At 73.1% G+C, this 6,829-nt stretch carries 9 protein-coding genes; all 9 read right to left on the bottom strand.

Features of this window, described 5'->3' with window-relative positions:
- Positions 1-1,791 (bottom strand): LysM peptidoglycan-binding domain-containing protein (locus ACIG5F_RS49050; RefSeq protein ID WP_396527251.1); only part of this gene is annotated, 1,791 nt, incomplete at its 3' end.
- On the bottom strand, positions 1,784-2,194 hold the full coding sequence (locus ACIG5F_RS49045) for a hypothetical protein (RefSeq protein WP_396527250.1): 411 nt from the start codon (positions 2,192-2,194) through the stop codon (positions 1,784-1,786). The genes ACIG5F_RS49050 and ACIG5F_RS49045, both read right to left, overlap by 8 nt.
- A complete protein-coding gene (locus ACIG5F_RS49040) occupies positions 2,191-2,634 on the bottom strand; it encodes a hypothetical protein (RefSeq protein WP_396527249.1) in 444 nt (147 codons plus the stop codon). Before ACIG5F_RS49040 ends, ACIG5F_RS49045 begins: the two co-directional genes overlap by 4 nt.
- The gene (locus tag ACIG5F_RS49035; RefSeq protein ID WP_396527248.1) at positions 2,631-3,422 is read right to left on the bottom strand and encodes a hypothetical protein; all 792 of its coding nucleotides are present in this window, start codon (positions 3,420-3,422) and stop codon (positions 2,631-2,633) included. Before ACIG5F_RS49035 ends, ACIG5F_RS49040 begins: the two co-directional genes overlap by 4 nt.
- Positions 3,422-3,820, bottom strand: a complete 399-nt coding sequence (locus ACIG5F_RS49030) for a TadE/TadG family type IV pilus assembly protein (protein WP_396527247.1) — start codon at positions 3,818-3,820, stop codon at positions 3,422-3,424. Before ACIG5F_RS49030 ends, ACIG5F_RS49035 begins: the two co-directional genes overlap by 1 nt.
- Positions 3,817-4,005, bottom strand: coding sequence for a hypothetical protein (locus ACIG5F_RS49025; RefSeq protein ID WP_396527246.1), 189 nt, complete (start codon positions 4,003-4,005; stop codon positions 3,817-3,819). Before ACIG5F_RS49025 ends, ACIG5F_RS49030 begins: the two co-directional genes overlap by 4 nt.
- A gap of 28 nt (positions 4,006-4,033) precedes the next feature.
- Entirely contained in the window at positions 4,034-4,909 is an 876-nt protein-coding gene (locus ACIG5F_RS49020) for a pilus assembly protein TadB (protein WP_396527245.1), read from the bottom strand.
- Positions 4,909-5,610, bottom strand: a complete 702-nt coding sequence (locus ACIG5F_RS49015; protein WP_396527244.1) for a type II secretion system F family protein — start codon at positions 5,608-5,610, stop codon at positions 4,909-4,911. Before ACIG5F_RS49015 ends, ACIG5F_RS49020 begins: the two co-directional genes overlap by 1 nt.
- Positions 5,611-5,729: 119 nt before the next feature.
- Positions 5,730-6,829: CpaF family protein (locus ACIG5F_RS49010; RefSeq protein ID WP_396527243.1), on the bottom strand; the 1,100-nt coding region annotated here is incomplete at its 5' end.

Raw genomic sequence — 6,829 nt, 5'->3', positions numbered from 1 at the left:
TGGTTCGGCCGCGGCGGTGAACAGCGTGAGCAGGTCGGCGGTTTCGTGGGCTGGCAGCGTGAACAGCCGGGTGTCGAGCAATTCCGGCGCGTCGCAGGCGCGGACGGATCCGTCCGCATCGGCCTCGACGGTGCAGCCGGCCGGCCAGGGGCCGAGCAGCACCGCCGGCCCGGAGCCGAGCACACCGTCCAGCAGGGTCTCGCTGCCGGGGTGTGGGGTGGCGATGACCGCGGTCCTGGTCTCGGAGCCGGCGGCTCGGGCCGAGGTCGTCTCCAGCGCGGAGGTGAAGGAGGAGGTGACGGTCAGCCTCGGATGCCGAAGGTCCGCCGTTGTGCCGAGCAGGCGGGCGAGGTCGGTGTCGGTGGTGACGACGTGGGTGCCGGGTTCGACCAGCAGGTGCACGAGCAGGGCCCGGACTACGGCCTCGGTTCCCGGCCCGCAGATTCCAAGGCCCCGGGTGGCGGCGATCTCCAGGGCGACCTCGTGGCCGGGGCGGGCTTGTCGGCGGGAGCGAGGTGCTGGCGGATCAGGGGCGGGCTGGAGGGCGCTGTCGTGGGCTGTTCGCAGTGCCCGGACGACGGGGGCGACGGGGCGCTGGAGGTCGGCGCGGCGTCCACTGCCGATCCGGTAGTGACGGCGTTGTCGGGCGCGCACGGCGAGCATCGCGGCGGTCACGGCGACCGCGACGCCGGCGCCGATGAAGACGCCGTTGGGCAGACTGATGGTAAGGCCCGGTGTCTGCTCGGGCACGGCGTGAGGGATGCTCGGTTTTGGTGTTGGTGTGGTGGTCGGCGTGGACGCGGGCGCGGTGATCGCCGGTGCCGAAGTCGTTGTTGGTGCTGGGGTAGTCGTGGGTGGGGTGCCAGTCGGGGATGCTGGCGGAGCCGTTGGTGTAGAAGCCACCGGTGGTGAAGGGGGCACTGGCGGGACGGCGTCCGGGTCGAGGGCGAGGTGCCAACCCGGGCGGAGGAGGTCGGGGGTGCGCCACGTGCGGCCGTCGGCCTGCGGGCGGTTGTGGTTGAGGTCCCATAGCCGGTGCCAGGCGTTCGGGTTGCCGTATTCGCGCTGGGCGATGGAGGAGGCGGTCTCCCCTGGCGCGACCACGACCTCCCGCACGTCGGCGGGGAGGGTATCTGGGAGGTTAGCGGCGTCGGGCGGGAGCAGGACCACCATGCCGGGCTGGAGTTGGTGGGAGTCGGGGATGCGGTCGTGGTTGAGGGCGTCGATCTCCACGTAGCGGCGGCCGTCGCCCAGGTGGGTCTCGGCCAGGCTCCAGTAGGTGTCGCCGTGCACGACCTGGTGCCGTGGGCAGTCCGGTCGCACCGCGTCGGGCACGGTGTAGGGGTCCAGGCGGGGCGCGGCGGGTTGGGGGTGCTGGTCGGCGGTGGCCACGACCGGCGACCCGGCGGGGGTGGCGGTGGCGTTGGTGGCGGTGAACACCAGCAGCGCGGAGGCGACCAGCCCGGTGATCCACGTGCGCGGGGAACGCCCGGCCAGATGCCGAGCCGCGGCGGTGCCTCCGGCGTGCAGGAGACGGGCAAGGTCGCACAGGACCAGGACCGCGCCGAGGGCCCAGCCGCACCAGGCCAGGGTGTGAGCCAGCCACGGCATCAGGGAGCCGTCCAGGTAGGACCAGCGCAGCGCCTCCCACGCCTGCTCGACGGAATCGGGCAGCGCGTGGGGCAGGAGGTGGTCGAGGCCGCCGCCGGTGGCGAGGTTGCCGGCCGGCACCCCGACCAGGAACGCCGTGAGGGCGAGCAGCGCGGTCAGGGCCCGGCCGGTCTCACGCACGGCGGCCGACCACCAGCACGGCGTTCTTGGTCGCGACCGCGTGATACGTCGGGCCCAGCAACGTGAACAGGGCGGGGCGGTCGACGGTGACGACGACGGTGACGGTGGTGGGGCTGGTGATCGTGACGGTGCCGGTGACGCCGGCCGCGGACAGGTAGGCGCGGGCGGCGGCCTGGGCGTCGACGGGGTCGATAGCAAGGGTGGGACCGCGGGTGTTGATCGCGGTCTCGGCGGCGCGGGCGGCCTCAGAGGCGAGAGCGTCGGCGCGGGCCTGGGCGTCGTTGAGGCCGTGCACGGTGGTCAACAAGGCCAGCATCACCACCGCGACCATCATGCCCAACGCCATGGTGACCGACACCGAGCCCGTGTCGTCGCGCAACAGGCGGGTCAGGAGGCGGTTCATGTGCGGGTCCGGTAGGTGTCCAGGGCGCTGATCTGGTGCGCGTGCAGGGTTTTCTCTCCCGGGATCCCAGGGACGTAGAGGTCAGCGAGGGTGATCAGGCAGGTCACCTCGACGCCGACCTGGGCAGGCTGGCCGACCGGCACCGCGAAGCCGGCGGTGTCCACGGTGACGGTCAGGGCGCGGCAGCGCAGGTTGTGCTCGTGCAGGATCTGCTGCGCGACAAGCGAAGCGTCCGCTTGTGCGTGGGCGGTATTGCGGGCGTGGGAGGCGGCGCGGGCGGCATCGAGCGCGGCGTGCAGCACCGCCGAGTCCGCGGAGGCGGTGGCGCCGTAGGCCCACAGCAGGCACGCGATCAGCGCGGCGATCGGCACATAGACGGCCATCTCGACCGTGACCACCCCGGCCTCATCGGTGATCAGCCGCCGCACCAGGGTGATCATGGGGTGGCCCCGGCGAAATCGAGCACTTCGCGCACGGCCCGAACGCGGCCGCGCACGGCCTCGCGCATCTCCGCCACCTCGGGCGGGGCCGGCAGGCGCAGGCGCCGCAGATCATGGTGGAGGGCGGCGAGTCTGCGAGGTGTGGTGAACCGGGCGACCAGCTCCTGCACGAGGGCGCTGGTGTCGGAAAACTCATCCACCGCAACACAGATCGCGGTGTCCAGGCGCACGAGCTCGTAGCGGGTGCACAGCACGACGGCGTCCTCGGCCAGATCCGGGGCGACGCGGGACAGGAGGGTGCGGGCGGGCAGGGTGGCGTGCAGGCAGTCCAGCAGCTGCCAGGCGACGGTGTGCACCTCGTGCCGCACGGGCTGATCCAGCCAGCACGACAGCAGCGGCTCGTCGAACACGGCCAGCGCCGCGAACACCTGATCCACGCGCTCTCGGCACTCGGCGGGCAGGGCGGTGAAGTCGCTGGGGCGGTAGAACCACTCCCCTGCGCCGCGATCGCGGCGGTGCCGGGTCCAGGCGGGCCGCGTGCAGTCCAGGCCCCAGCAGCGGTAGGTCGACAGCGCGGTCAGCCCGGCCAAGCCCAAAACCAGCAGCGCGACCAGCACGCCGATCCAGGAGCCGGCCATGACGGCGATCGCGAGGCCGATCAACGCGAACGGCGCCGCCTCGGGCAGCACCGACTCCACCACGGCGTGCCGGCGCAGGCGGGTGCGGTCGAGGCCGGGCCGCCACAGCATCGGCTCCGGCCCGTCGGTGAAGACTCCGGTGTCCAGCATCAGGAATCCTGTGGGGTGGTGGGGTGTTCGCGGACGCCGGCGACGGCATAGGTGACGTGCCACTGCCAGCCGGGGATCGGCACGACCATCACCACCTCGGCCGACACCGACACCCGCATCCGGGCCTCGGTGGTGCCGGCGGTCGACACCTGAGGGTCGCGGGCCAGAGCGGCGGCGCGGGCCAGGTAGGTGGTGGCGGCCTGGTGAGCGGCGGCGGGGGTGCCGCCCAGCACCCGCCCGGTGTCCAGGCCTTCCTGCGCGGCGGCCGAGCAGGTGTCCACCGCGGCCCACCACAACGCGATCTGCACGAGCCCGACCAGCGCGAGCATCGCGGGCGCCAGCCACAGCGCGGCCTCGACCGTCACCGACCCGCGCTCGTCGTGCAGCAGGGCGGTCATGGGATTTGCCATTTGCTGATCAGGGACTGCACGAGTTGCATCAGGTGCGGGCCCAGCAGCACCGCGGCCAGCAGCAGCACGACCCCGATGATCACGGCGTACTCGACGGTCACCGCGCCGGTGTCCTCGGCCCACAGCCGTCGCAGCGCGGCACGCGCCCACCGGCACATCCTGTTGAGGTTCATGCCTTTCTCCTTGCTGTGCACCAGGAATTCACGGGGTGAGGACTTGGGTGGCGACGCCGCGCAACACGAGCAGCAGCATCCCGACCACCAGCAGCGCGACCGGCCACACGAGCCACTCCACGCGGGCGTTCGCGGTGGCGGTGGCGGTCTGGATCGCGGTGGCGCGCAGCGCGGTGGCCTTGTCGCGCAAGGCGCGGCTGATCGCGGCGCCCTCGGCGGCGGTGGCGATGATCTCGGCGAGGTCGGCGAGCTCGCGGACCTGGATCTGCTCGGACAGGGCGGTGAGCGCGTCGGCGGGGGTGTGGCCGAGGCGTTGCGCGCTGCGCAGCCGGGCCCGGACCAGGGTGGCGGCCCAGCCGTCGGCGACCGCGGTGGCCTCGGCGATGGCTTGGGCGGGGGCGCGGCCGGCGTCGCGTTCCTGCGCGGTCAGATCACACAACACGGCGATCGCCGCGGCGAACTCCACCCGCGCCGCCTTCGCCGCCCGCGCCGCGATGCTCGCGGGCAGCAGCCAGCCCAGGGCGGCGCCGGCGAGCCCAGCGAGTGGCAGCTGCGCCAGCGGCAGGACCCCGGCTCCGAGGACCGTGGCGGCGAGCAGGCCGATGCCGGCCGCGGTGAGGCGGCGGGTGGTGAAGGCCAGCGGGGTCTGCCGCAGCACCATCAAGTCCGCGGCCGGGATGCTCCACCACCGGCGGGACGACTTCGAGCACGTGGCGGTGAGCCGCTCCAGCCCGGACTGCCACCAACGGGACCGGTGGAGGGGTTGGTCGGGATTGGCGGTGATCGCGTCGACGCGGGCGATCGTGACCGCCAACGACTCCCGCCGCGCCGGCACCACCGCACCCGCCACCAGGGCGAGGCCGGCGGCGACGCCGAGCGCGAGCAGCAACGGCACGGTGCTCATCACCGACCACCCGCCCGGTTGTCGACCAAGAACCTCGCCGAGCGGCCGGGCCGGGTCAGCAGGTAGGCCCAAGCGAACGCCGCAGCCCAGACTGCGACAACCAGGGCGAGCCACAGCTGGCCGGACAGGCTGCTGTAGGAGTCGAGCAGCTGAGAACCGGCCATCAGGAACAGGACAGTGACCGCAATGACGCCCATGATGATCACCATCTGGGTGCGGGGCCGCTGCCGTTCGGCCTCCAGCGCGAGCTGCGCCTGGACCTGCTGGCGCAGCGTCACCGCCCTCGCCTGCAACACCTCGACCAGACCGGCGCCGCCGTCGCGGACACGCAGGATCAGACTGGCCACCACCGCGTCGACCTCGACGTCGGCCAGGTCGTCGGCGAAACGGCGAAGCGCCGCCTCAGCGCCCATCGAGCGGGTGCGGAACGCGAGGGTAGTGATGTGCTCGGCGAACACGGCCGGGGCGGTGCGCGCCGAGCGGGCGATCGCGTCCTCGATCCCACCGGCCCCCGCCGTGAGCAGGCCGGCCAGCCGCTGGATCCACTCCGCCAAGGCCTCCCGCCGCGCCACCACCACCCGAGCCCCGGCCGGGTGCAGGAGTTTGGGGCCGGCGTATGCGCCGGCGGCCGCGGCGATCCCGCCCACCGGCCAGCCCGTGACCAGCCACACCACGACACCGACGGCCGCGGCGATCGCCACCGACTTAAGCCGGATTCTCTTGCTAGGCAAGGTGATCCTGGGGATACGTAGGCCGAGCAGGCCCGCCGCAACGACACACAGGCCGAGAGCAGCTCCGAGTCCGAACAGGACGGTGATCATCACGCACCCGCCCACGTGTCGAGGTCGAGGCCGTGCGGGCGCAGCAACTCCTGCAACCGCGGGCTGGGCGGGAACACCGGCCTCGCCCGGCCGGTGTTCGGGTCGGGGCCGTAGAGCTCGGTCGCGTCCGGGCGGCCGGCGTCCCCGACCGGGCCGACCTCCAGCACCTGGGAGACGAACCGCTCCCGCACCGGCCGACCACCCTCGACGCGATCGCGGCGGCGGACGTGCACGATCAAATCCAGGGCAGTCGCGGTCCACCGATAGGCGGTGGCGACCGGCAGCGGCGGGACCGCGAGCTGAGCCATGTTCGCGATCCGGTCGAACACCGTGCGCGCGGTGTCGGCGTGCAGCGTGCACAACCCACCCGCCCCCGTGCTCAACGCCCGCAACAAGGTGGTGACCTCGCCGCCGCGGACCTCGCCGACGACCACCCGCCGCGGCGAATGCCGCAACGCCTGCACCAACAGCTGCTCCAGGGTGATCGCGCCGACGCCCTCGGCGTTGGGCAGCCGGGCCTCCATCGAGGTCACCACCGGGTGCCGGACCGGCCACGTGTGCAACCCGAGCTCCCGATCGTCCTCGATCGTCACGATGTGCTCCAACGGCCCGATCTCGTGACACAGGGCGCGGAGCAGGGTGGTTTTGCCGGCGCCCCACTCCCCCGACACCACGATCCGCAACCCCGCCCGCACCGCCCCCGCCAGAAAATCCGCAAGGCCGGGATCGAGGGCGCGGTGGCCGACGAGAGTGTCCAGGGTGGCATTGACCAGGCGGTGCAGCCGGATCGCCGCGGTGGGGCGTTCGGTGACCTGCATGACCGCCGCCAACCGCGCCCCCAACGGCCCACCCGCCGGCAGCCGCAGGTTGCCGATCGGGGTGGCCGCGGAGAACTCGCGGCTGGTCGCGCCGAGCCGGGCGAACATGCCCTCCAGCAACGCCACCCACGCCGTGTCCGACTCCGCCACGGCGCCGGGCCAGGGTTCGGTGGTGCCGTCGGCCAACTCCAGGAACACCGTGTCGCAGCCGAACACGAAGATGTTCTCCACATCGGCGCGGCGCAGCAGCGCCTCCAACGGCCCCAGGCCGGCCAGCGCCG

This window comes from Kutzneria sp. NPDC052558 (assembly GCF_044547355.1).
Lineage (GTDB): Bacteria > Actinomycetota > Actinomycetes > Mycobacteriales > Pseudonocardiaceae > Kutzneria.
This window is presented reverse-complemented; position numbering and strand designations above follow the sequence as displayed.

Coding starts and splice junctions, on each gene's coding strand:
- ACIG5F_RS49045 (WP_396527250.1), bottom strand. CDS start 2,194: ATGAACCGCCTCCTGACCCGCCTGTTGCGCGACGACACGGGCTCGGTG.
- ACIG5F_RS49030 (WP_396527247.1), bottom strand. CDS start 3,820: ATGACCGCCCTGCTGCACGACGAGCGCGGGTCGGTGACGGTCGAGGCC.
- ACIG5F_RS49025 (WP_396527246.1), bottom strand. CDS start 4,005: ATGAACCTCAACAGGATGTGCCGGTGGGCGCGTGCCGCGCTGCGACGG.
- ACIG5F_RS49020 (WP_396527245.1), bottom strand. CDS start 4,909: ATGAGCACCGTGCCGTTGCTGCTCGCGCTCGGCGTCGCCGCCGGCCTC.
- ACIG5F_RS49035 (WP_396527248.1), bottom strand. CDS start 3,422: ATGCTGGACACCGGAGTCTTCACCGACGGGCCGGAGCCGATGCTGTGG.
- ACIG5F_RS49040 (WP_396527249.1), bottom strand. CDS start 2,634: ATGATCACCCTGGTGCGGCGGCTGATCACCGATGAGGCCGGGGTGGTC.